The 21,211-nt window shown below is 72.6% G+C and carries 21 protein-coding genes; 3 read left to right on the top strand and 18 right to left on the bottom strand.

Annotation, left to right across the window (positions count from 1 at the left end; translation table 11 throughout):
- Position 1: 1 nt before the first annotated feature.
- From ACFQ9V_RS12350 to ACFQ9V_RS12330, 5 genes are all read right to left on the bottom strand, one after another.
- Complete coding sequence (locus tag ACFQ9V_RS12350; protein ID WP_382459448.1) at positions 2 to 304, bottom strand: hypothetical protein; 303 nt, start codon at positions 302 to 304, stop codon at positions 2 to 4.
- Positions 305 to 443: 139 nt separating this feature from the next.
- Positions 444 to 1,436, bottom strand: a complete 993-nt coding sequence (locus ACFQ9V_RS12345) for a D-alanine--D-alanine ligase (protein ID WP_382459447.1) — start codon at positions 1,434 to 1,436, stop codon at positions 444 to 446.
- 127 nt (positions 1,437 to 1,563) lie between these two features.
- Complete coding sequence (locus tag ACFQ9V_RS12340; protein ID WP_382459446.1) at positions 1,564 to 2,406, bottom strand: transglutaminase N-terminal domain-containing protein; 843 nt, start codon at positions 2,404 to 2,406, stop codon at positions 1,564 to 1,566.
- Positions 2,403 to 3,329: an alpha-E domain-containing protein gene (locus ACFQ9V_RS12335; RefSeq protein ID WP_382459445.1), complete on the bottom strand. Its 927-nt coding sequence runs from the start codon at positions 3,327 to 3,329 to the stop codon at positions 2,403 to 2,405. The genes ACFQ9V_RS12340 and ACFQ9V_RS12335 overlap by 4 nt, the downstream gene beginning before the upstream one ends.
- Positions 3,329 to 4,978 carry a circularly permuted type 2 ATP-grasp protein gene (locus ACFQ9V_RS12330; RefSeq protein WP_382459444.1) on the bottom strand — a complete coding sequence of 550 codons (1,650 nt, stop codon included), beginning with the start codon at positions 4,976 to 4,978 and terminating at the stop codon, positions 3,329 to 3,331. The genes ACFQ9V_RS12335 and ACFQ9V_RS12330 overlap by 1 nt, the downstream gene beginning before the upstream one ends.
- Positions 4,979 to 5,083: 105 nt before the next feature.
- On the opposite strand from ACFQ9V_RS12330, the gene ACFQ9V_RS12325 reads away from it, so the two are divergent.
- On the top strand, positions 5,084 to 5,998 hold the full coding sequence (locus tag ACFQ9V_RS12325) for an aldose 1-epimerase family protein (RefSeq protein ID WP_382459443.1): 915 nt from the start codon (positions 5,084 to 5,086) through the stop codon (positions 5,996 to 5,998).
- A gap of 7 nt (positions 5,999 to 6,005) precedes the next feature.
- Here the strand turns inward: ACFQ9V_RS12325 and ACFQ9V_RS12320 are convergent, their stop codons facing one another.
- The 9 genes from ACFQ9V_RS12320 to ACFQ9V_RS12280 form a co-directional block, all read right to left on the bottom strand.
- On the bottom strand, positions 6,006 to 6,659 hold the full coding sequence (locus tag ACFQ9V_RS12320) for a hypothetical protein (RefSeq protein WP_382459442.1): 654 nt from the start codon (positions 6,657 to 6,659) through the stop codon (positions 6,006 to 6,008).
- Between the two features lie 139 nt (positions 6,660 to 6,798).
- Positions 6,799 to 7,260, bottom strand: coding sequence for a hypothetical protein (locus tag ACFQ9V_RS12315; RefSeq protein ID WP_382459441.1), 462 nt, complete (start codon positions 7,258 to 7,260; stop codon positions 6,799 to 6,801).
- 46 nt (positions 7,261 to 7,306) lie between these two features.
- Positions 7,307 to 7,939, bottom strand: a complete 633-nt coding sequence (locus ACFQ9V_RS12310) for a hypothetical protein (RefSeq protein WP_382459440.1) — start codon at positions 7,937 to 7,939, stop codon at positions 7,307 to 7,309.
- Positions 7,940 to 7,946: 7 nt separating this feature from the next.
- Positions 7,947 to 9,899, bottom strand: a complete 1,953-nt coding sequence (locus ACFQ9V_RS12305; RefSeq protein ID WP_382459439.1) for an alpha/beta hydrolase — start codon at positions 9,897 to 9,899, stop codon at positions 7,947 to 7,949.
- Complete coding sequence (locus ACFQ9V_RS12300; protein ID WP_382459438.1) at positions 9,889 to 10,176, bottom strand: hypothetical protein; 288 nt, start codon at positions 10,174 to 10,176, stop codon at positions 9,889 to 9,891. The genes ACFQ9V_RS12305 and ACFQ9V_RS12300 overlap by 11 nt, the downstream gene beginning before the upstream one ends.
- 356 nt (positions 10,177 to 10,532) lie before the next feature.
- Positions 10,533 to 11,900, bottom strand: a complete 1,368-nt coding sequence (locus ACFQ9V_RS12295; RefSeq protein ID WP_382459437.1) for a flavin monoamine oxidase family protein — start codon at positions 11,898 to 11,900, stop codon at positions 10,533 to 10,535.
- Between the two features lie 84 nt (positions 11,901 to 11,984).
- The gene (locus ACFQ9V_RS12290) at positions 11,985 to 13,103 is read right to left on the bottom strand and encodes a DUF998 domain-containing protein (RefSeq protein ID WP_382459436.1); all 1,119 of its coding nucleotides are present in this window, start codon (positions 13,101 to 13,103) and stop codon (positions 11,985 to 11,987) included.
- A gap of 87 nt (positions 13,104 to 13,190) precedes the next feature.
- Entirely contained in the window at positions 13,191 to 13,811 is a 621-nt protein-coding gene (locus ACFQ9V_RS12285; protein WP_382459435.1) for a response regulator, read from the bottom strand.
- Complete coding sequence (locus ACFQ9V_RS12280) at positions 13,808 to 14,995, bottom strand: sensor histidine kinase (RefSeq protein WP_382459434.1); 1,188 nt, start codon at positions 14,993 to 14,995, stop codon at positions 13,808 to 13,810. Before ACFQ9V_RS12280 ends, ACFQ9V_RS12285 begins: the two co-directional genes overlap by 4 nt.
- Before the next feature lie 152 nt (positions 14,996 to 15,147).
- On the opposite strand from ACFQ9V_RS12280, the gene ACFQ9V_RS12275 reads away from it, so the two are divergent.
- Together ACFQ9V_RS12275 and ACFQ9V_RS12270 are read left to right on the top strand one after the other, a co-directional pair.
- On the top strand, positions 15,148 to 16,233 hold the full coding sequence (locus ACFQ9V_RS12275) for an ABC transporter permease (protein ID WP_382459433.1): 1,086 nt from the start codon (positions 15,148 to 15,150) through the stop codon (positions 16,231 to 16,233).
- Positions 16,230 to 16,922, top strand: coding sequence for an ABC transporter ATP-binding protein (locus ACFQ9V_RS12270; protein ID WP_382459432.1), 693 nt, complete (start codon positions 16,230 to 16,232; stop codon positions 16,920 to 16,922). The genes ACFQ9V_RS12275 and ACFQ9V_RS12270 overlap by 4 nt, the downstream gene beginning before the upstream one ends.
- Here the strand turns inward: ACFQ9V_RS12270 and ACFQ9V_RS12265 are convergent.
- The 4 genes from ACFQ9V_RS12265 to ACFQ9V_RS12250 all read right to left on the bottom strand — a co-directional run bounded on the left by ACFQ9V_RS12265 (position 16,919) and on the right by ACFQ9V_RS12250 (position 21,088).
- A complete protein-coding gene (locus ACFQ9V_RS12265; RefSeq protein WP_382459431.1) occupies positions 16,919 to 19,225 on the bottom strand; it encodes an FUSC family protein in 2,307 nt (768 codons plus the stop codon). The genes ACFQ9V_RS12270 and ACFQ9V_RS12265 overlap by 4 nt on opposite strands.
- 64 nt (positions 19,226 to 19,289) lie before the next feature.
- Positions 19,290 to 20,138 carry a hypothetical protein gene (locus ACFQ9V_RS12260; protein ID WP_382459430.1) on the bottom strand — a complete coding sequence of 283 codons (849 nt, stop codon included), beginning with the start codon at positions 20,136 to 20,138 and terminating at the stop codon, positions 19,290 to 19,292.
- Positions 20,135 to 20,683 carry an RNA polymerase sigma factor gene (locus ACFQ9V_RS12255; protein WP_382459429.1) on the bottom strand — a complete coding sequence of 183 codons (549 nt, stop codon included), beginning with the start codon at positions 20,681 to 20,683 and terminating at the stop codon, positions 20,135 to 20,137. The genes ACFQ9V_RS12260 and ACFQ9V_RS12255 overlap by 4 nt, the downstream gene beginning before the upstream one ends.
- A 138-nt stretch (positions 20,684 to 20,821) precedes the next feature.
- Entirely contained in the window at positions 20,822 to 21,088 is a 267-nt protein-coding gene (locus ACFQ9V_RS12250) for a hypothetical protein (protein WP_382459428.1), read from the bottom strand.
- Between the last annotated feature and the right edge of the window lie 123 nt (positions 21,089 to 21,211).

Below are 21,211 nucleotides of genomic sequence, written 5' to 3'. Positions count from 1 at the left end.
CTTAGCGGTCGACCGGCACCAGCACGTCCGGAGCGAGAGCGTCCGGGGCCAGCGTTGCGTCGGTCGTGATGTGCTTGGCGGCACGGATCCGCGTGACGACCAGCGCACCGGCGGCCGCCGCGGCCGCGATGAAGAACAGCGCGGCGATCGCGAGGTCCACCCACTGGCGGCGGGTGAAGCCCAGGTGATGCCCGACGGCCACCGTCGCGAGGCCGTGGTCGACGGCCGGGGTGGTCAGGGCGCCGAGCGCGACCGCCGCCACGACGAACGCGAACCCGAACAACGACCAACCGACACTGCGCATGGTCCCATTCAAACCCACGGGATGCGCCGGGCAACCCCGCCGGGCCGATCGTTACCGGTCGTTCAGGTAACGAACGAACTGACAGGACATGCCGTCTCGCGGGTGGCGCAGGCGGCGTGTCCTGTCAGTTGGATGGCGGTCAGCGCACGGCGAGGTCGACGATGCGTCGGCAGAGGTCGGCGTAGCCGATCCCGACGGCCGCTGCGGACTGCGGGAGCAGGCTGGTCGCGGTCAGGCCGGGCAGCGAGTTGACCTCGATCGTCCAGAGCACGCCGTCCCGGTCGAGCCGGAAGTCGGTTCGGCTGTAGCCGGAGAGGCGCAGCGCCCGGTGTGCGGTCAGCGCCGCCGCCCTGGCCTCCGCGGCCACCTCGGCCGGCAGGTCGGCCGGGAAGGTCTCCGCGACCGCGCCGGGCTGGTATTTGTCGCCGTAGCTGAACGCCGAGTCCGGGTCGACCGCGATCTCCCCCACCGCGAGCGCCTCGTCGCCGAGCACGCCGACCGTCAGCTCGCGTCCAGGCACGAAGCGTTCGAAGAGCACGGAGCCGAACACGGCCGCGCGCTCGACCGCGGCCTCCAGCTCGTCCGGGTCGCGCACGATGCTCAGCCCGACCGTCGAACCCTGCGCGTTCGGCTTCACGACGACCGGGAGCCCGAGCTCCGCCGCTGCGGCGCCCGGCTCGAGCGGGTCGAGCGCCCAGTCGGGCGTGCGCACCCCGGCCTGGAGGAGCACGCGCTTGCTGAGCTCCTTGTCCATCGCCAGCCCGCTGCCGAGCGGACCCGACCCGGTGTACGGGATGCCGGCGAGCTGCAGGAGCGCCTGCAGCTCCCCGTTCTCGCCCGAGCCGCCGTGCAGCGCGAGGAACACCAGGTCGACACCGGCGACCTCCGCGGGCAGCCGCAGTGCGCTCCCGGCGCCGGCCAGCCGGGCGAGCGCCGTCGACTCGGGAGGGGCGACCCCGACCGCGCCGGTCAGGACGCGCGCCTCCGCGGCCGCGTCGAGCGCGCCGGAGGCCGTGTCGACGGCCAGCACCTCGTGGCCGAGCCCGCGCAGCGCGCGCACCACCGGCGCCGCACTCGCGATCGACACGTCCCGCTCCTCGCTGGCCCCACCGAACAGCACACCGATCCGCATCCCGCCACCGTACCCACAACCCGCCGAGTACGCGAACAATCCGCGTACTCGAGCGTTTTCGCCTGATTTCGCCCGTACTCGACAGGTGGTCTCAGGCCTCGACAGGTGGTCGGGCCTCGGCGCGTGGTCAGGCCTCGCGGGTGATGGAGACGGAGACGAAGAGGTCCGAGCCGGCGGCTCCCGAGTAGACGCCGCGCAGCGGGGCGACGTCGGCGTAGTCGCGGCCGTGGCCGACGCGGACGTGGCGGTCGCCGATCGGGATGCCGTTGGTCGGGTCGTAGCCGTGCCAGCCGCCGCAGAACCACTCGACCCAGGCGTGCGACTCGCCGACCACGGTCTCCCCCACCGCCGCGTCGGCCTTCGGGTGCAGGTAGCCGGACACGTACCTGGCCGGGATGCCGGCCGAGCGCAGCGCCCCGATCGCGACGTGCGCGATGTCCTGACAGACGCCGCTGCGCGACTCCCAGGCCTCCCGCGCCGTGGTCCGCACGCCCGTCACCCCGCTCTCGTAGGTCATCGACTCCCCGACCGCGACGGCGATGGACTGCGCGACGGAGCACGGATCACCGGCGCCGGCCGACGACGCCGCCAGTGCGACCAGCGACGCCGGCGGCTCGGTCAGCGGCGTCTGCCGAAGCTGCTGCACGCACTCCCCCGACCGCGCGACGGCCTCGGCCAGCTCCGGCCAGCCGAGCGGGTCCGGCGCGTGCGGCGCATCCAGGACCTCCACCAAGCTGGTGGCCGTGATCGTCAGCTCGCGGTGCGGGTTCAGCACGTCGAAGGCGAGCACGCGCGTGCCCCAGTAGTCGGTGTACTGGTGGTGCGACGAGACCGGATGGACGTCGAGCGCGCTGTGCAGCACGAGCTGCCGGTCGCCGGACGCCGGCATCATCCTCGCCTCGTTGTAGGAGGCCGACACCTCCGCCCCGTACCGGTAACCGGTCGAGTGGGTCACCCGCAGCCGCTTCATCCCCGCTCCCCCGTCCAGCTCGGCGCCGTGCTCTCCGGGAAGTAGCGCCTGGTGATCGCGGACGTCGCCGCGCTGGTCGCCTCCTGGACGACGGCCATGTGCGCGGGGAGGTCGTCGAGCACCTCCGCGACCGGCCGGAACTCCAGCTCGCTCTGCACCTGGCCGAGCAGCCGCGCGGCCCGGTCGGACACGCCCGCGCGCTCGTGCCGGGGCTCGATGTCGCGCAGGCTCTCCACGGCACGCGTGACCGCGTAGAGGATCGACCGGGGGAACAGCCGGTCGTGCAGCAGGAACTCCGCCGCGTTCCGGGTGGAGGGCACCCCGCGGTACGTGCGCAGGTACGCCTCGTAGGCGCCGCAGGAGCGCAGGATGGTCGTCCAGCTCGGGCCGCTGGCCTCCGTCAGCGAGCGGGTCGCGAGCAGCCGGGCGGTCATGTCCGCCCGCTCCAGGCTGCGGCCGAGCGTGAAGAAGTGCCAGGCCTCGTCGCGGCTGGCGCCGGAGTCCATGATCCCGACGGCGAGCGCCGTGCGGTCGCGCACCCAGGTGAAGAACTCGTGGACCTTGTCGCTGGCCACCCGCCGCGGCACCCGCGCGGCCGTGGTGTTGAGGCACTCCCACAGCTCGGTCGAGACGATCTCCCTGGCGCGCCGGGCGTTCTCCCGCGCGGCGCCGAGCGAGTAGGCGATGGAGGCCGGTGTCGTGCGGTCGACGGCGAGCAGGCGCAGGACGTCCTCCCGGGCGATCGGGCCCGGCACGGTCGCGGAGCCCATCACCCCGAGCAGCGACCGGCAGGCGGTGTCCTCGTCGATCCACGGGTCCTCGAGGAGCAGCTGGAGGTGCACGTCGAGGATGCGCGCGGTGCCGTCGCTGCGCTCGACGTAGCGGCCGATCCAGAACAGGGAGGAGGCGATCCTGCTGAGCATCACGGCTCCCGTCGCTGTTGCTGCTGCTGTTGCTGCTGGTCGCTGCGCGGCGCGTCCTCCAGCGAGTGGTCGGGCGCCGGGAGCGGCGGGGCCGCGGCCTGGTCGGCGACGAGTCCGGACACGTTCCTCGCCTCCACCCGAGCGCCGCCCTCGACGCGACCGCCCTCGCCGGCGCCGGCCATCCCGACCACCCAGGTGTCCTTCGACCCGCCGCCCTGGCTGCTGTTGACGACGAGCTGGCCCTCGGCGAGCGCCACGCGCGTCAGGCCGCCCGGCAGCACCCAGACCTCCCGCCCGTCGTTCACGGCGAACGGCCGCAGGTCGACGTGCCGCGGCCGCATCCCGTCGTCCACGAGCGTGGGGATGGTGGAGAGCTGCACGACCGGCTGCGCGATCCAGCCGCGCGGGTCGGCGATGAGCAGCGCCCGCAGCCGGGCCAGCTCCTTGCGGTCGGCGTCCGGTCCGATCACCAGCCCCTTGCCGCCGGAGCCGTCGACCGGTTTGACGACCAGCTCGTCCAGGCGGTCGAGCACCTCGGCCAAAGCGTCCGGCTCCTCCAGCCGCCAGGTGTCGACGTTCGGGAGGACCGGCTCCTCGGCCAGGTAGTAGCGGATCAGGTCGGGCAGGTAGGTGTAGACGAGCTTGTCGTCGGCGACGCCGTTGCCGATCGCGTTGGCGATGGTCACGGTGCCGAGCCGCGCGGCGAGCATCAGCCCGGGCGTCCCGAGCACCGAGTCGACCCGGAACTGCAGCGGGTCGATGAAGTCGTCGTCGATGCGCCGGTAGATCACGTCGACGCGCTGCGGGCCGGAGGTGGTGCGCATCCACACCGTGCCGCCGGAGCAGAACAGGTCACGGCCCTCCACCAGCTCCACCCCCATCAGCCGGGCGAGGAGGGTGTGCTCGAAGTACGCGGAGTTGTAGACGCCGGGGGTGAGGACGACGACGTTCGGGTTCTCCATCCCGCCTGGCGCGCTCGCCTTGAGCGCCTGCAGCAGCCGGTACGGGTAGTCGCCGACCGGCCGCACGCGCATCGACGTGAACAACTCCGGGAGGGTCTGCGCCATGACGCGGCGGTTGGAGATCACGTACGAGACGCCGCTCGGCACCCGCACGTTGTCCTCCAGCACCCGCCAGCCGCCCTGCTCGTCGCGGATCAGGTCGATGCCCGACACGTGGATGCGCACCCCGTTGGCGCTCTCCACCCCCGCGGCCGCGCGGTGGAAGTGCGCGGAGGAGGTGATCAGGCCGGCCGGGATGACGCCGTCGCGCACCGCGTTCTGCGCGCCGTAGACGTCGCTGAGGAACGCCTCCAGTGCCCGGACGCGCTGCTTCACCCCGCTCTCGATCCGCGACCACTCGGCCTGCTCGATCACCCGGGGGACCGCGTCGAGCGGGAACGGCCGCTCCTCCCCCGCGAAGTCGAACGTGACGCCCTGGGCGAGGTACGAGCTGGCGAGCGCGTCGGTGCGGCCGCGGAGCTCCTCCTGCGTCAGCGCGGCCAGCGCCGCGAACAGCTCGCGGTAGGCGGGCCGGGTGCGCTCGGCGACGGCGCCGCGCACATCGGCGAACATCTCGTCGAACGGCGTGGCCCTGCCGCGCCGGCGCCGCGCGGCCTGCGTGCCGTACCCGCCGAACAGATCACCCATGCCAGGACGCTACCGAGCGCCGGTTACCCGCAGATTTCCCCACGTTTCGCGGACGTCACAACCTCCCGGTCGAAGTCGGCGGCGGATTGCCGCCAGAATGGGCGGATGAGCATCCCGATCTCCGGCACCCACTTCGGTCTCACCGCCGGCGACTACCACGCCACCATCGCGTCGGTCGGCGCCTCCCTGCGCACGCTGGAGTTCGACGGCAGGCCCCTGGTCGTCCCGTTCTCCGCCGACGAGGTGCGACCCGCGTTCCGCGGCGCGACGCTGGCGCCGTGGCCGAATCGGGTCGTCGACGGCCGGTACACCTTCGACGGGACCGAGCGCCAGCTCGCGCTCACCGAGCCCGGCCGCGGCCACGCCCTGCACGGCCTCGCCACCTGGCTCGAGTTCACCGCGATCGACCGCTCCCCCAGCAGCGTCACCCTGTCCGCGACGATCGAGGCGCAGGACGGCTACCCGCACCGCGTAGAGGTCGCTGTCGCGTTCGAGCTGGACGAGGACGGCCTCCACACCACGGTCACCGGCACCAACACCGGCACGACGCCCGCGCCGTGGGGCACCGGTCCGCACCCGTACCTGGTGGCGGGCGAGGGCCGCGTGGACGACTGGACGCTCGACCTCCCGGCCGACCGGGTGCTCACGGTGACCGAGGACCGGCTGATCCCGGCCGGCCTGGCCGATGTGATGGGCGGCCCCTTCGACTTCCGGGCCGCGCGCCCGATCGCCGACACGTTCATCGACCACGCCTTCACCGGGCTGCGCCGCGACGCCGACGGCACCGCGACGGTCTCGCTGCTCGCCCCGGAGGGCACCGGCGTCGCCATGACCTGGGACGCGGCGTGCCCGTGGGTGCAGGTGCACACGGCGGACCGCGACGTGCCCGAGCTGAACCGGCTGGGACTGGCGGTCGAGCCGATGACCTGCCCGCCGGACGCGTTCAACTCGGGGACGGATCTGATCGTGCTGGAGCCCGGGGAGTCGGCGGCGGCGGGGTGGACGATCCGGGCGCTCTGAGCCGGCGCTAGCCCGCGGAGGCGGCGGGCGTCTCGATCGCGCGCGGCGAACGCAGCCCCTGGACGAGGAAAAGCACGCCGGTCAGGAGCAGGGCGAGCGGGATCCCGACCAGCCCCCAGAGCCAGACGCCGAGCACCGCGGGGAGGGGGATCCGGCTCACCACCATCACGCCGGCCAGGACCAGCGCGACGACCGGAAGCGCCCAGCGGGCCGGTCCCGTGACGACTCCCGCCCGGAAGACGCTGACCGCGGCCACGATCAGCGCGACCACCCGGACGATCTCCAATGTCCAGAACAGGATGCTCACGAGGGCGAGCACTGCGGAGTTCACGCCCACCGCGGTCATGTTCACCGCGACGTATCCGGCGGACACGATGCTGGTCAGGGCGAAGAGCACGAGGGCGGTCCTCCCGACCCGGGACGACCCGGCGATGCCCGGCTCGCCGCGGACGCCGAAGGCCAGCACGACGAACGCGATGACCAGGACGGCAGCGGACGCCGTCCCGGCGAAGGGCGTCTCCGCGGAGTACAGCCATGAGGTGCCGGGCGGCGGGAAGAGGAAGGCCAGTTCCGCCACGATCGGGATCAACGTCGCGAGAACGAGGCCGGCCCCGCCCCAGGTCAGCGTGGTGCGCGACGCACTCAGCGGCTCAGTCGTCACGGTGCCGCCCCCTTGTCGGTTCGGACCGCAACCGAGCGGCCCAGCGGGCACCGCGCCCGCGGCACCCGTTGAGGAGACTCTGCTTCACCGGCGCGCAAACGTCAAGCATCACGTCCGCGTAGGCCCGGTGAACGGTCGGTCAGAGGCCCGCCGGGAACACTTGTGACAACCAGGTGATGGCGAGAAAGACGATCGGCACGAGAAACACGATCCCGATCGGGACCGCGATGATCCACACGATCGCCAGCGCCAATCGCGGATAGGGGCTCACACTCAGGTAGCGCGTATGCCACGCGATACACAGTGCGGCAAAGAGCAGCGGCAGCCACACCCAGGAGGTGGAGATCGGAGTTGCGACCACGTAGAGCTCCGCCCATGGGTTGTGATACGAGGACTCCCTGGATCGCCGCAGCGTCTCCAGCCCGACGATGACCGAGCCCCAGAACACCGCAGTGCCCGATGCCCAGCAGGCCACAGCGATGGAGAAGACCACGGTCGGCGACACCCGCGACCGTGGCGTAACCGTGAGATCCCCCCGGACGCTCGGTGCTTCGAGTTGCAGATCGGTCTCCTCGGGTGCGGGATCGGTGGGGGCGGTCATGCGCATCGGGGTTCAGGGCAGGTGTTGGTGGCGCCGAATTGAAGGGTCAGCGGTCGGGGTAAGGGGTGATCGTGGGGGTGTCGGTGGGGTGGTACGGGTCCTTGTCGAGCATGTCGAAGTCCCGATAGCCGGTGGGGCCGGCGAACAGGTCCAGGGTGGGGTCGGAGGAGCACTCGGTGTAGATGTGGAGGACGAAGTACTTGGTCTGGGCAACAGCACTCGCGGCCAGAGAGCCTTCGGGTCGGTCGGCCCGGTAATGGGAAAAACGGTCACCGATGGGCTCGATGACGTCGTCGCCGACGGGGCTGACAATGTAGCCCTGGTCCTTCCAGTAGTCGCCCATCCTGTGCACGAACTCGATCGGATCTCCGACAGGCTCGTGCATCAGGTCAACCATGAGGAGCTGGCGGCTATCGCCGACGGTGCACGCGGCACCAAGGAACTCATCCGTGCGCGGGTTCCAGGGATCGGCGCCGGGCAGCGAGTCGTAAGCCCATCCGTCTGGGAGTCCGGAGGCGGCGATTGCGGCGTTGGCGTCGGCGATGAGTTCGGCTCGGAGTTGCTGCCCGGTCTTCTGGGGCCCGGGATCGGATGGGGTGGTCATGGCGCAACCTCCAAGGGTGAGCGTGGTGGCGAGGGCGAAGAGCACGATAGCCCTGGAGTAGGTGATCTGCTTCACGATGCGTTCAACGTTGGGGGCGGTGAGCTTCGCGCGTGGAGTTGTGCCGCTCCGACGCTTCGGTTGTGTCGGTGAGCCCGCCACTGACCTTGCTCGGTCGTCCTGTTGTTGTGGCGGCGATGTTATAGAGCGACTGGGTGTCACGGTCGTAGTAACCGTGTCCTTCCGAGGTGACGGTGTTGAGCGTAAGTAGGCCGCTGTTGCTGGTATGGCCTTTCTCGCCGATCGCGTTGTGTCCGTCGACCCGTTCGAGGTCCTTCCCGTCGCCGTCGGAGGAGAATGCTTGAGCTCCACCGACGGTGGGGTTGAGTGGGCGCGCGACCGTGGGGTTGGGTTCGGCGCGCCCAAAGAGGTTGGCGCCGAACGGGGCGAGCAGGTCAGCGGTCGCTGCGGTGGTGTAGATGTGGTCGGCGTGCAGCTTCGATAGTGACGGCACCAGGGTGGTGTCGATCCCGGCGGAAGCGACCATCACGAAGGCGTCGACCCGGGTGCAGGTCAGGGTCAGCGCAATGGAGGCCATCGTCGTGCCGTAGGAGTGCGCGGTGACCGTGATCGGGGCAGGTCCCGGGCCGAATACGGCCCGGGTGGCGGTGTTCCCGTCGAGCTCCGCCGCGAACCGGACCGCGCCCTTCTTCGCCGACTCGCTGAAGCCCACCCCTGCAGCATCCGGGTTGTCATACTCCAGACACGCCACCACACCCGGCCGAACGACACCAACGTCCTTTTGAGCGCGCCAGAGGTTCTTCGCCGCTTTCGCCCACCCATCGAGCGAGTCCTTCGCCCCGGAGTACATCCCCGACGCGCACCAGGTCGTGTTGTCGCACGAGTCGAGGTCTCCGTAGCCGACCGCGACCATCGGCGGGTTGGTGAAGAAGTTGAACGCCACCAACTGCACCGGAACGCCCTTCGCCGGTGGATTGAGTGCCGCATCCATTCTCTTGAGCACCGCTCGCTGCTCATCGGTGAGGTCCGGATTCTTCCGCGCCTCCGCGAGACCGATCCGATTCGCCGTGTCCCGATCCGCATACGGAATCCCGGGCAGGTTGCCGAACAGCGCGGGCGCCGCCGGGAGTAGAGCCGCCCGCGTCTCAGGCGTCAGGCCGTTCCACCACCCGGCCACCGCCTGCGGGTCCGGCGGGCTGTCCCAGAACCGCTGCAGCAGCGCCGGACTGCCCGCCAGAAGCGCCTTCAGCTCCTCCGCGCTGAGCCTCCGCAGCAGGCTCATGGATGCCGAACTGCTCGCGACACCGGTCACGTCGATCCTGCTCAGCGCGCCCACCCCGGACGTGAAGTCCTTCAGCTCAGCAGCGCCGGCGTGCTCGAGCGCCCCGGTCTTGCCGGCCTCCAGCCGGTGCGCGAACTCCCTCTCCGCCCGCCCATAGTCCTCGGCGGCGCGCCGCCCCAGAGCGCGGGCGTCCTCCAACCGCTGTTCGGCGTCCTCCAACCGACGCCGCGCAGAGACCAGGTCCTCGTGGGCCTGCTCCGCCCGCTCGCGCGCGGCATACAGCTCCGGCCCCGACGACGACCGTTCCAACGCAGCCAGCCCGTCGAGCAGCGCGGCATGGTCACCCGTCAGCGCACCGACCGCAGCCTGCGCCATCGCGATATCGCGCTCGGCCTCCTCCGCCGCCCGCAACGCCCGGTCCGCGTCGAACTGGGTGGCGAACATCGCCTCCGCCCACGACTTCGCCGCCGTACCCGCCTCGCCCTGCCGTGTCGACGCCGCCCGGGCGCCGTCCCGGACCACCCGCAACCGGTCACGGAACGCGTCCGCCGCCAGTCCCGACCATGCCCCGGCGTCGACCAGCCCCAGCACCTCGTCCATCGCGTGGCCCCGCTGCCGGTCCCGCTCCGCGCGCGCCCCCAGCTCCCCCATCCACGCGGCCACCGCATCCACGTTCCCCGGTGTCGGATCGGAGGCGAATGCCAGCGGCGACCAGTCCCGGTGTTCAGAACGCACGGGTACCCGCCGTGAACTGCCGAGCGCTCTCCGCGTCCCGGCGCGTGTACACGTCGGCCGCGGAGCGCAGCACCCCCGCCAGCGCATCCGTGCTGTGCACAACGGCCGACCGCCCCGCCGACCAGTACCGCTCGAACTCCTCGAACGCCGCATCCGCCCGCGACGACCCCAGATCGCCCACCTGGATCACCGGACCCCGCGGATCCCCGCCACCCGCAGTCAGGGCGGACGCGCCCTCACGCAGACGCCCCACATCGACCGAAACCTTCTTGCCCATCCACCACTCCGTTCGAGATGCAATAACGGGTGATGCCCCCAGCGGAACCCGACCCGGCTGGGGGCATTGATGGCTGCACTAGGAGCAGCGTGGCGTCACGACGGAGACAAGTACCCGTTCAAGCCTTCCGTCTACCACTGAGCCTCCGGATGATTCACGGTTGCTCGTGATTAGACGATACATGCTCGATGAGAGATTTCACAGAGTTCGCCATGCTATGCATGCATTAGCGGTGTCCCGGCGGCCGGGGCGCGCATCCCACGACGGTGCGCGGCCCGGCCGGCCGGAGTGGTGCGCGCGGCCATCCACGACTGGCCGCGCGCGGTCTGGAGGGGCTCTGAGCAGCCCGTCGCCGGCTAGCTTCCGGCGGGCTGCAGCGCCGCCACGATCGCCGCGGCGGTGTCGCGGCCGACGCGGATCGCGCCGTCCACGTGCTGGTAGCCCTTGCCCGCCAGGTCGCTGCACGAGAAGTGGATCGGGCCGACCGGCGTGCGCAGGTCCGCGCCGTAGCGCGCCAGGCCGCCCATGTCGAAGCTCGCCGCGTAGGCGCCGCGGGTCCACTCTTCGCTGCCCCAGTCGCTCTCGTAGTACACGACGGGGCTCAGCGCCTGCACGCCGTAGTAGTGCGACAGCGACTCGAGGATGCGTGCCTTGCGCTCCTCCGGGCTGAGCCGGAAGACGTCGTCGGCGGACTCGTCGGAGACGAAGCCGACCAGGGTGCCGCGCGGGTCTCCGTCGTAGCTGTTGTCGTACGCCTCGTGCACCAGCTCGTAGGGGCTGAAGGCGGTGCCGCTGTAGCCGAGGTCGCGCCAGAACGGCGTCTCGTAGACGGCGTGCACCTTGATCACGAAGCCCATCGAGAGGTGCTGGTGCAGCTGCTGCTGGCGGCGCGGCAGCGGCGGGGCGTAGGAGATCCGGCTGATCAGCACCGGAGGCACGGCCAGGATCGCGAACCGGGCGTTCACCTGCAGGTCGTCGGTGATCGCCGTCACGCCGGAGCCGTTCCAGCGCAGGGTGCGCACCGGGGAGTTCAGGTGGACGTCGTCGCCCAGGCGCTCGGCGAGCAGCAGCGGCACCTGCTGGAGGCCGCCCTTCACGCGCTTGTCGAGGATGAAGTCGGCGTCGACCAGGTGACTGAAGCTGCCGGCGCTGGCGGCCATGAGCAGGGCCTGCAGCGCGGAGAAGGCGTGCGCCGGCTTGGTGAGCATGGCGCCCGCGATGAACATGCCGATGTTGAGGCGGGCCTCTTCGTCGTCGGTCTGGGTCTCCAGCCAACGGCGGAACGAGATCTCGTCCAGCTCCTTCGCCTGCGGGTGCTCCCAGGGGCGGTCGGGGTCGATCTCGGCGACGAGGGCGTCGAGCCGCTCGATCAGGCCGACGATCTCCTGCTCGGTCGCCGGGGCGACGGGGAAGATCTCGCCCTCGAAGGTGCGGCGGGCGCCGCCCTCGCCGAGGTAGATGTTGATGCCCTGGCGGTAGCGGGAGTAGGTCTCGAGGCCGAGCTCCTCCAGCGTGTCGATCAGGGCGTCCTGGTCGGGCGAGACCCACTGGCCGCCGATCTCCAGGGTCGCGCCGTCGATGTCGTTCGTCCAGAGCCGGCCGCCAACGCGGTCGCGGGCCTCCAGCACGGCGACGCTCAGGCCGGCTTTCGTCAGTTCGGTCGCGGCCGTGAGGCCGGAGGCTCCAGCGCCGACGATGACCACGTCACGTTCGATGCTGTTCATGGCTATCACTCCTCCATCGGGGTTCACGAGGATGCTAGGCGGGCACGCAACGCCGCATCATGTACACGCTGTCGAAGAGGCGAGTCAACCCTCGACGACGTGTACGTTCTGCTGCTCGGCGCGCGCCTCCGCCGACGCAGCGCCCGTCATCCGCAGGTAGACGATGAGCCAGCTGAAGACCAGGACGCCCGCCACCAGCTCCGCGGCCGTGAGGACGTAGTAGCCGATGATGAACAGGACGAGGACGGCGACGATCGTGGCGAAGAACACGTAGCCGAGCACGAAGAACGACCTCGGCGCGGTCGGCAGCGCGGGCCGCACCCAGAAGACGACGAGCGCGAAGACGAGGACCATCCCGACCGCCGACACGTTGTGCAGGAGGATCGAGATGTTCAGCGTGAAGATGCCGACGCAGGCCAGCAGCACGCCGATCAGGATCAGGCCGACGCGCACCCGCAGCACGGCCGACCGCTGCTTGGGCTCGACGATGCCGCGCGCGTCCGTCGCGTACCGCGCGATCGCGGTCACGATGACGCCCGTCACGATGAGCGTGAGGTTGAACGTCAGCGACGAGACGCTCTGCGACATCCCCAGCGCGCTGAGGTGCTTCTGCCACCAGTGCGGGTCGGGCGCGCTCAACATGGAGGCCAGGATGCCGACCACGGCGAACGCCGCCAGCACGGTGGAGAGCCGCATCAGGTCCATCCCCGCGGCCGAGAGGAACACGGCGTACGCGGTCACCCCGGTGGCCGCGCCCGCGAGCACGGTCGCGGAGAGGAAATATACGGTGGCGTCCTGGAACCCGTTCGCGAGCACGGCGCCGAGCACCAGCCAGCCGAGCAGCGCCAGGATGCCGTGGGCCAGCGCGATCGCGAACGTGTCGAAGATGTCGACGCCCGTCGCGCGGTGCGGCGCGGCGCCGGGTGCCGCAGCGGTCTGGAAGGGAGTGAGGCCCTCGCGTCGCCAGAGCCGCCCGGCGACGTACGCGAGGAAGGCGATCACCCCCGCCGCGATCGCGACGAACTGGCCGATCGAGTTCGGGCCCGCGATCGGGAGGCTGTGGCCCCAGAACACGAGCAGGGCGACGACGCCGGCGAGCACGAACGTGACAGCGCCGACCACGATCCCGGCCCCCTCGACCGTGAGCCGTGCCGGTGCGCTGAGGCCGCCGAACGTCGGCCGGACCCGATCCCTGGTGCTCATGACGATCACCTTCCGCTCCCGCGCGACCAGGCCGGTCGACGTCGGGCACAATGTAACGCCGGGTGGCAGGGCCCGGCTATATGCGCGTCAGCGCAGCAGCCCGAGCGACCGTGCCGCGCTCACCGCGGCCGTGCGCGACCCCACGTCGAGCTTCGTGAAGATGTGGACCAGGTGCGACTTCACGGTGGCCTCGGTGATGTGCAGCCGGGCGGCGATGTCGGTGTTGGACGCGCCCTCGGCCACGAGCTCCAGCACCTCCAGCTCGCGCGTGGAGAGGCTGGTCAGCGGGGTGCGCATGCGGGCCATCAGGCGGCCGGCGATCACCGGAGCCAGGGCGCTCTCGCCCGCCGCCGCCGCGCGCACGGCGGCGACCAGCTCGTCCGGCGGGGCGTCCTTCAGCAGGTAACCGCTCGCTCCCGCCTCGATCGCGTTGAGGATGTCAGCGTCGGTGTCGTAGTTGGTCAGCACCAGCACGTGCGGCGGGTCGTCGAGCGCGCGGATGCGGCGGGTGGCCTCGGCGCCGCGCGGGCCGTCGGCGAACTGGAGGTCCATGAGCACCAGGTCGGGCGCGAGCTGCTCGGCGAAGAGCACGGCGTCGTCGGCGGTGGCGGCCTCCCGGATCACCTCCAGGTCGTCCTCGGCGTCCAGCAGCGCGCGGATGCCGGCGCGCACGACCGGGTGGTCGTCGGCGATGACGATGCGGATCACGCGTCGCCTCCCGTCGCTCTGGTGGGCACGGTCACGGTCAGCCGGGTGCCCCTCCCCGGTGCGCTGTCGACGTCGAGGGTCCCGTCGAGCTGGGCGACGCGCTCGGCGATGGCCCGGAGGCCGAACGAGTCGGCGCCGCCCGGGCCGGCCGCGACCGCTGCCGGGTCGAAGCCCACCCCGTCGTCGGCGACGACCAGCACGGTCGCCGCCCCGTCCGCTCGCACGGTCAGCGACGCTCGGCTCGCGCGGGCGTGCTGGCGGACGTTCGCGATCGCGCCCTGGGCGATCCGCAGCAGTGCGGTCTGGAGGTCCATCGGCAGGTCGAGCGACGGCGGCGTCTCGACCTCCACGCGGAGGCCGCCCGGCGTGGACTGCGCCTGCCCCAGCCGGCGGAGGGCCTCCCCGAGCCCGGCGTCGAGTGCGGGCGGTGTCAGCTCGCGGATGAAGGCGCGGGTCTCGGCCAGGCTGTCGGCTGCGGTCTCCCGCGCCAGGCGGACGTGCTCGATGCCGGGCCGGTCGGGGTCGGCGCGCTCGGCCGCGTGGAGGAGCAGCTGGATGCTGGAGAGGCCCTGCGCGACGGTGTCGTGGATTTCGCGGGCGAGCCTTGCGCGCTCGGCGAGCGCGCCCTGCTCGCGCTCGGTCTCGGCCAGGCGGTCGCGGGTGGAGAGCAGCTCGGCGAGGAGCGCCTCCCGCTCGGCGGCCTCCTGGGCGAGCGCGCGGTAGCCGAGGCCGAGCAGGATGGCGACGCCCGCGCCGATCAGCGGCCCGATGACGGCGCCCAGCGAGAAGCCCTGGTGGAGGCCGAGGGCGAGGATCGCGATGACGGTCGTGACCACGACGGCGAGGGGGCCGAGCCACCGCGGCAGCAGGTGGAGGAAGAGGAAGAAGAGCGGGAACGACAGGTACGCGGCCTCCGGGACGAGGATCACGAGGCCGACCCAGATCAGCGCCAGCGCCGTCACCCAGGCGGTCGCGGCCGCGCGGCGCCGCGCCTGCGGCACCCGCCGGACGAACGCGCTCGAGACGTACACGGCGGCGAAGAGGAGCACGAGCACGAGCCCGGCGACGGCGGGAGGCGGCAGCGCCGGCAGCCGCAGGAGCACCAGGACGAGCAGTCCCGCGATGAGCACGTGCAGCCCGACGCGCAGGCCGACGAAGACCGGGGTGAGGGCGCTGTGGGTCATGACACGCCCAGCCTACGAAGCGCACGCCTGGTTCGGCATCAATGGAAAGTCGGAGACGAGGTTCGACCGCATCGACGATGTGACGCGCGAGGGGAGAGCGAAGGCTGGAGGGACACGGGCGGAACCGCTCCGCCCGGCAGAAAGGACTCCTCGTGTTCGTCGCCTGGCGCGACCTCCGGCACGCCCGCGGCCGGTTCATCCTCATCGGCGGCGTCGTCGCCCTCATCACGGTGCTGGTCGGCTTCCTCGCCGGACTCACCGGCGGCCTCGCCGCCCAGAACATCTCCGCCGTGCTCGGCCTCCCCGGCGACCGGCTCGTACTGCAGAAGCCGGCGGGAGGCGCTGCGAGCTTCAGCGAGTCGGCGCTGTCCGCGGCGGCGGTGGACGCGTGGCGGCAGGCCGACGGCGTGACGGCCGCGGTGCCGGTCGGCATCGCGCAGTCGCGTGCGACGCAGGCCGGCGCCTCCGCGGGCGTGGCGCTCTTCGGCCTCCCCGCCGACGCGGGCGACACCGGCGCGACCGCACTCACCCGCCTCGCTCCGACCGCGGACACCGAGGTCGGCCTCTGCGCCGGCGCAGCGAAGGACCTCCACGCGGCCGTCGGCGACACCGTGTCGATCCTCGGCGCGGACTACCGCGTCGCGACCGTCGGAGGCGACGCCTGGTACAGCCACACGCCGGTGATCGCGCTGACTCCGGATGCCTGGGCCGCCGCCGACAAACGGATGGGCGGCAACGGGGAGCCGACCGTCCTGGCCGTCTCGGGCAGCCCGCAGTGGGACGCCGTGGCGAGCCGCACCGGCACGTCCGCCCAGCCCGCCCTCCTGAGCCTGACCGCACTGGAGACGTTCAAGAGCGAGATCGGCTCGCTCGGCCTCATGGTCGCGATGCTGTTCGGCATCTCCGCCCTTGTCGTCGGCGCGTTCTTCACGGTGTGGACGATGCAGCGCTCGGGCGACATCGCGGTGCTGAAGGCACTCGGCGCCACGCAGCGGTCGCTCGTGGCCGACGCGCTCGGGCAGGCGCTCGTCGTACTCGTCGCCGGGATCGGGGCCGGGATGCTGGTCGTCCTCGGCCTCGGAGCCCTCGCCTCCGGCGCGCTCCCCTTCCTCGTCGCGCCGCTCACCACGGTGGTCCCGGCCGCCGCGATGACCCTGCTCGGGCTCGCGGGCGCGGCCTTCGCCCTCCGCACCGTCACCTCCGCCGACCCCCTCACTGCACTCGGGAGCAACCGATGATCACCCTCGACGACGTCACCCTCACCTTCCCCGACGGAGCCTCCCGCGTCACCGCGGTCGACCACGTCACCCTGCACGGCCGCGCCGGCGTGGTCACCGGGATCACCGGGCCGTCCGGCTCCGGCAAGTCCAGCATCCTCGCGCTGGCCGCCACGCTCATCCGCCCGGACTCGGGCAGCGTGCTGATCGGCGGGGAGGACGCGGCGGCGCTGACGGCGGAGGAGGCCACGAGCCTGCGCCGCGAGCGGATCGGGATCGTGTTCCAGCAGTCGAACCTGCTGGCCTCCCTCACCGCGCGCGAGCAGCTCCAGGTGATGGGCGAGCTCGGCGGAGCGCGGCGCCGGACCGCCCGGACGCAGGTGCGCGAACGGGTGGACGAGCTGCTCGACGCGGTCGGGCTGGGCGCGCACGCGGACAAACGGCCCGCCCAGCTCTCGGGAGGCCAGCGGCAGCGGGTCGCCATCGCCCGGGCGCTCGTCCGCAGCCCGCAGGTGCTGCTGGTGGACGAGCCGACGAGCGCGCTCGACCAGGAGAGCGGCGCCGCGGTCATGGACCTCATCGCGCGGCTCACGCACGAACGTGGGACCGCCACGCTGCTGGTGACGCACGACCTGGTCCACTCGCCCGCGCTGGACGAGCTGGTCACGGTGGTGGACGGGCGGGTCGCCGGGGCCCCGGAACCTGTTTAGGGCCGTCGCCGCGCGTGCCGGGTGAGAGCGGGGGCCACCAGGTCGTCGCCCAGCGCGTCCACCGGTCCGACGATCACCGACTCCAGGCGGCGCACGACGTCGAGGTAGTCGCCCGTCCAGATGATCCGGACGGCCCGCGCGACGATGTGGCCCGAGCCGTCGCCGAGGTCGTCCGCGACGACGTCGGCCAGCCGGTGGCGGTCCTCGGGGTCGGACGGCACTGGTGTGGGGAGCGGCTCGCGCGCGATCAGGCTCGACGCGAGCTGGTCGTACCAGCCGTCGAGCCGGGCGAGGGAGTCCTCTAGCGACCGGCGGGCGCCCTCGCGCTTGTCGCCCGCCTCCTCCTGCCGGCGCCAGAGGTCGAGGATGGCGTCGCTCGCCAGCCGGACCCCCGCGACGCCGCCGACCGACGCCGACACCTCGGCGAGCGGGCGCTGCTTGCTGCCGCGCTCGCCCAGGTAGGTGCGGAACGCGTCGTCCAGCCGCCGTGCGGCGGCCGCGGCCCGGAGCGCCTGCTGCCGGGGTTCTGGATGCTCTGCCGCGTTCACCTCGCAGCGCGCCAGCCCGAAGGCGACGGTCGCGCCGAGGTACCGCACGCTCTCCCGGTACGCCTCCGCCAGCGCCTGCCGGAGCGACGCGGCCGCTCCCCGCGGCCAGAACAGCAGCCCGACGACCAGGCTCACAGCGCAGCCGAGCGCGATGTCCTCGATGCGGATCAGGCCGACCGTCCAGCCGGACGGCGCGATGAGGTTGAACAGCAGCACCAGCAGGATGGTGAACGCAGCCTGCCCCGCGGCGAACGAGACCGCGGCGGGCGCGACGCCCGCCACCAGGATGGCGATCGGGAGCAGCACCCAGATCACGACGCGGTTGTCGCCGATGGCGAGCATCGCGAGCGCGCCGAGCAGCACGCCGACCGCGGTGCCGACCACGCCGCGCAGCACGGTCTGGCCGGTGCTCAGCGCGTTCGAGCGGAGCACCGAGAGCGTGCCGAGCACGACCCAGAACGAGTGCTGCACGCCGGTGAGGTTGGCCAGCGCCACGGCGAGCCCGAGCGCGATGGCGCCGCGGATGCTGTTGCGCAGCCACACCGAGTTCCAGCCGACGAAGCCGCTCGCACGCTCGGCGGCCGCAGCGATCGGGCCGGCCAGGTCGCCGGGCTGCCGCCCCAGGAGGCGCTGCCACCAGGTGCGCCGCTCCGCCCGCGCCGTGAGGGCGATGTTCCCGGCGACCGTCTCGACCGCCTGGGCGAGCTCCTGCGCGCGGAAGCCCGGGTCGAGCGCCGTCACGACCTCGCCGGCGACCCGGCGTCCGCCGTCCGGGTCGGGCCCGGCCGGGAGCGCCATCGTGGCGGCCTCCACGCCCGCACGCGCCTCCACCAGGAGGGTGAGCGCGGCGTCCAGGGCGGCGGGGTCCCCGCCGTGCTGCGCGAGGAGGGTCGCGCCCTCCTCCAGCACCGCCGCCGACGTGCTCTTCACCTCGAACGCGGCGACGTGCACGGGTCCGTGGATCGCCGCCGTGATCTTGACGTGGTCGAACTGCGCGATCACCGAGTTCAGCCAGTTCAGCTCGTCCACCAGCCGCACGATCGTCCGCGCCGAGGTGCTGAGGCCGGTCGGCCGGTACGGCGTGCGCAGGAACGCGGTGTGCAGAGTGTCGACCGCCGCGTCGGCCTCCGCGACGGCGCGGTCGCGCTCGGCCGCGAGGTCGGGGCTGCCCGCACGCAGCATCGCCGCGGCCTCGGCGCGCAGCCGCGCCGCGAGCGCCCGGCAGGCGTCGACGGCCGGCGCGCGCAGCGGCTCCCGCGCGGGCGCGGGCCAGAGCGCGACGATCGCGATGACGGCGACGACGGAGGCGATGCCCCAGCCGAGCAGGCGCGGGCCGATCGACGCGACGGTCCCGGGAAGGGTCACCGGCAGGATGAAGGCCAGCAGCAGCGAGGTGCTCGCGGAGGCCGTGACGGAGCTCACCGAGCCCGCGAAGAGCACGGCGAACGCCACCACGGCCATCGCGACGGCGGACAGCCAGACCGGCCGCGACGCGAGGGTGCCGAGGCAGACGAGCACCGCGCCCACCACGGCGAGCGCGAGCTGGGCCTGCACCCGGTCGACGAGCGGCCCGCTGAAGTCGACCAGCAGCAGCAACGCGAACGATCCGAACGCCGCGAACGTGGCGACCTGCCCGTCGTGGAGGACGATGCTCCCGAACGCGAACAGCACCGGCATGACGATCGCGGCACGGCCGGCGCGGCGCAGGGCGGCGAAGTCGGGGTCGTGCCGCCTCACCCAGTCCAGCGCACGCATCCGCCCTCCTCGCTCGTCACCGCACACCCTAGCCCGGTGCACGCCGCCCGCGGAGGGGTGCGGCTCAGCGGTCGGAGCCCTGACGGTTCGAGCTCGCCGAGCCGCCTTGGTGGGCACGTGAACCGGCCGCCGTCGGCAGAGGTGACGGTGTCGGAACCGGCTGGAAGCGCGAGGGGGCACCCTTCTGCGTTGACGGGGCCCCGGAGGCTCCCTGGTCGTCGCCGTGACCTCCTCCTGCACCCGTCCCCGTCCCCGTGCCCGCGCTCGAACCGGCGCCGGCGGTTGGGCTCTTGGCGGGGCCGTCGCCGGACGCGTCCACTCCGCCCGCTCCGGGCTGCGACCCCGTGCCGAGCTGGGCTCCGGACGCGGCCGGCTCCTGCGCGCGGTCGTCCTTCGCGCCAGGCGACGGTGGAGGAGCCTGGCTCCCCTGGGCGTCGGCGGCCTCGGCCGACCCCGATCCCGATCCCGATCCCGATCCCACTGTCTTGCCCAGGTGTCCCGCGTTCTGCGGCGACGGCGTCGCCTCGTTCGCCGTGTCGTGCCCCGACGCCGGCGCATCGGGCGCGGCGGGCTCCGGATGCGTGGGCGGCCGGACGAGCTTCGCCAGGCTGGAGAATGCGTCGTCGACCACCGTGTGGAACGCGGGGCTCGCCGCCGCGGCGGCGGACGCTCCCCCGGCCAGCACCGCAGCCAGGAGCACCACGGTGGTCGTCCGCGCGCCGCGGCGGGCGAACCACGAGGCGCCCGGTCGGACGCCGGACATCAGTCGCACCACGTCGCGCGAGGGCGTGGGCGGCTCCGCGGCGGCGGTCGCCGTGAGCTCGCCGAGGAGAGCGGCGAGTGCCGCGTCGTCCTCCAGGCCGGCCTCCTCCAGGAGGCGCAGCACCGGGTCGTCGGCAGGGTTCGCGGTCATCGCACCGCCTCCCGTTCCCGGCCGGCTTCGGCGCCGGTGTCGACCTCCCGGCGCAGCGCGAGCAGGGCCCGGCGCTGGAGCTGCTTGATCGCCCCGGGGCTGCGGCCCATGATCCGGGCGACCTCCTCGATGGTGAGCCCGGCCAGGATGCGCAGCGCGATGACGTCGCGGTACTCGGGGGTGAGCCGGCCGAGCAGCTCGGCGACTCCGGCGTCGTGCACGACGTCGTCCTCGGCGGACGGCGTGCTGCGGGTGTCGGCGAGCGGGTCGTAGGCGATCGCGACCGGGACGCGCGAGCGCCGCCGGTGGTGGTCGACCACCCGGGCGTGCGCGATGGTGAAGAGCAGGGCGCGGAGGCCGTCCCGCCCTCCGGAGAGCGACTCCAGCCGCGGGTAGAGGGCGACGAAGACGTCCTGCGTCACGGCCTCCGGATCGTCCACGCCCTGCGAGCGGAGGTAGGCCAGCAGCGCCGCAGCGTGGGTGCGGTAGGCGTCGGTGAACAGCACGGCGGTACCGCCGGTCTCACGGTGCGCGTGATCCTTCACGGGCCGGCCCTCACGCGGCCACTCTAGCGGGATCGGCCGCTCCGACGGGAGGAGACCGACCCCGGCACGCAGTGCGGTGCCACCATCACCACCGCCCGCCGCGAGAACCCGAACCCGCGGCAGGCAGTGGTCCATCGGCTACGCCTTCCGCGGTTCGGCCGACGCCCCGGCCGGGCCGGTCGGGATCCGCGCGCCCCGGGGGGTGGGCACGGCGGTTCCCTCCAGCCCGGCCGGGACTTCCGCGAAGCGGACGCCGGCCGGAGCAGTGACACGGGGACGATGGGCGGCGGACTTCACGGGGGCGACAGAAGTCGCACAGCACGCCGCGATGGCACCCGTCCCCGGCGCCGGCTTCGCGGGGGCGGCGAAGACGGCGGAGGTGGGGACGGGGGTCGTGGGGGGCATCCAGGTCCTTCCTGACATCCGGGGAAGGCGGACGCCCTCGCTGAATAGATCGCCGGGAGGGCCGAAAGGTTACGCGGGAGCGGAAGATTTTTGCTTCCGACGCTCAAAGCGGCGATCGAGGGG

Source organism: Leifsonia sp. NPDC056665 (genome assembly GCF_042791795.1).
Taxonomy (GTDB): domain Bacteria; phylum Actinomycetota; class Actinomycetes; order Actinomycetales; family Microbacteriaceae; genus Leifsonia.
The sequence above is the reverse complement of the archived record's forward strand: the minus strand, read 5'-3'. Positions and strand labels throughout refer to the sequence as shown.

Coding starts and splice junctions, on each gene's coding strand:
- ACFQ9V_RS12350 (WP_382459448.1), bottom strand. CDS start 304: ATGCGCAGTGTCGGTTGGTCGTTGTTCGGGTTCGCGTTCGTCGTGGCG.
- ACFQ9V_RS12345 (WP_382459447.1), bottom strand. CDS start 1,436: ATGCGGATCGGTGTGCTGTTCGGTGGGGCCAGCGAGGAGCGGGACGTG.
- ACFQ9V_RS12340 (WP_382459446.1), bottom strand. CDS start 2,406: ATGAAGCGGCTGCGGGTGACCCACTCGACCGGTTACCGGTACGGGGCG.
- ACFQ9V_RS12335 (WP_382459445.1), bottom strand. CDS start 3,329: ATGCTCAGCAGGATCGCCTCCTCCCTGTTCTGGATCGGCCGCTACGTC.
- ACFQ9V_RS12330 (WP_382459444.1), bottom strand. CDS start 4,978: ATGGGTGATCTGTTCGGCGGGTACGGCACGCAGGCCGCGCGGCGCCGG.
- ACFQ9V_RS12325 (WP_382459443.1), top strand. CDS start 5,084: ATGAGCATCCCGATCTCCGGCACCCACTTCGGTCTCACCGCCGGCGAC.
- ACFQ9V_RS12315 (WP_382459441.1), bottom strand. CDS start 7,260: ATGACCGCCCCCACCGATCCCGCACCCGAGGAGACCGATCTGCAACTC.
- ACFQ9V_RS12300 (WP_382459438.1), bottom strand. CDS start 10,176: ATGGGCAAGAAGGTTTCGGTCGATGTGGGGCGTCTGCGTGAGGGCGCG.
- ACFQ9V_RS12295 (WP_382459437.1), bottom strand. CDS start 11,900: ATGAACAGCATCGAACGTGACGTGGTCATCGTCGGCGCTGGAGCCTCC.
- ACFQ9V_RS12290 (WP_382459436.1), bottom strand. CDS start 13,103: ATGAGCACCAGGGATCGGGTCCGGCCGACGTTCGGCGGCCTCAGCGCA.
- ACFQ9V_RS12280 (WP_382459434.1), bottom strand. CDS start 14,995: ATGACCCACAGCGCCCTCACCCCGGTCTTCGTCGGCCTGCGCGTCGGG.
- ACFQ9V_RS12270 (WP_382459432.1), top strand. CDS start 16,230: ATGATCACCCTCGACGACGTCACCCTCACCTTCCCCGACGGAGCCTCC.
- ACFQ9V_RS12265 (WP_382459431.1), bottom strand. CDS start 19,225: ATGCGTGCGCTGGACTGGGTGAGGCGGCACGACCCCGACTTCGCCGCC.
- ACFQ9V_RS12260 (WP_382459430.1), bottom strand. CDS start 20,138: ATGACCGCGAACCCTGCCGACGACCCGGTGCTGCGCCTCCTGGAGGAG.
- ACFQ9V_RS12250 (WP_382459428.1), bottom strand. CDS start 21,088: ATGCCCCCCACGACCCCCGTCCCCACCTCCGCCGTCTTCGCCGCCCCC.